Annotated in this window: 1 protein-coding gene; it reads left to right on the top strand. The window is 63.6% G+C overall.

All coding sequences use genetic code 11. The annotated features are described in order from the left end of the window. Positions 1 to 12: 12 nt before the first annotated feature. The coding region (locus tag QN224_RS33555) for a biotin/lipoyl-binding protein (protein WP_283980176.1) at positions 13 to 698 on the top strand (686 nt) is incomplete at its 3' end.

Genomic DNA, 698 nt, shown 5'->3' with positions numbered 1-698 from the left:
AGGGGGTGAGCCATGCTGGAATTCCTGATCTGCTCGCTGCTCACCATCTTTCCCGACTTTCTCTTCCGCCGCTATGTCCAGGGCAAGCGCATCGGCCGCGAGATCAATCTCTATTCGATGTGGTTCGAGCTGCGCTATGGCATCACGGCTTGCGTGATTCTCACCGTGTCGCTGATCACGATGATCTTCTACTTCCATCCGTCGACCAGCAATGTCACCGCCGTCTTCCGTACCGTCACCATCCTGCCGGAGTCGAACGGGCGGGTGGCCGAGGTCTATGTCGGCCTCAATGAGAAGGTCGCGGCCGGCGCACCGCTTTTCCGCCTCGACGATGCGCAGCAGCGGGCGGCGCTTGAAACCGCACGCCGGCGCGTCGCCGAAATCGAGGCACAGACGACCGTGGCGCAGAGCGAGCTTGCCTCCGCCGACGGCCTGATCGCACAAGCGCAGGGCGCCTACCTCCAGGCGTTGAACGAACTTCAGACGCAGGTCGAATTGAACCGGCGCAACGCCAATATCGTCTCGAGGCGGGAAATCGAGCGGCTGCAGGTTGCCGCCGATGGCCGCAAGGGCGCGCTCGCCGCCGCCGTTTCGAACAAGCAGACGCTGGAGACGAAGATCTCCTCGCTCCTGCCGGCGCAGAAGGCAAGCGCCGAGGCGGCACTCGCCCAGGCTCAGGTGGACTTGGACAAGACGAC

Origin of the sequence: Sinorhizobium sp. 7-81 (assembly GCF_030124405.1) — a bacterium.
GTDB classification, from domain to species: Bacteria; Pseudomonadota; Alphaproteobacteria; order Rhizobiales; family Rhizobiaceae; genus Sinorhizobium; species Sinorhizobium psoraleae.
The sequence above is the reverse complement of the archived record's forward strand: the minus strand, read 5'-3'. Positions and strand labels throughout refer to the sequence as shown.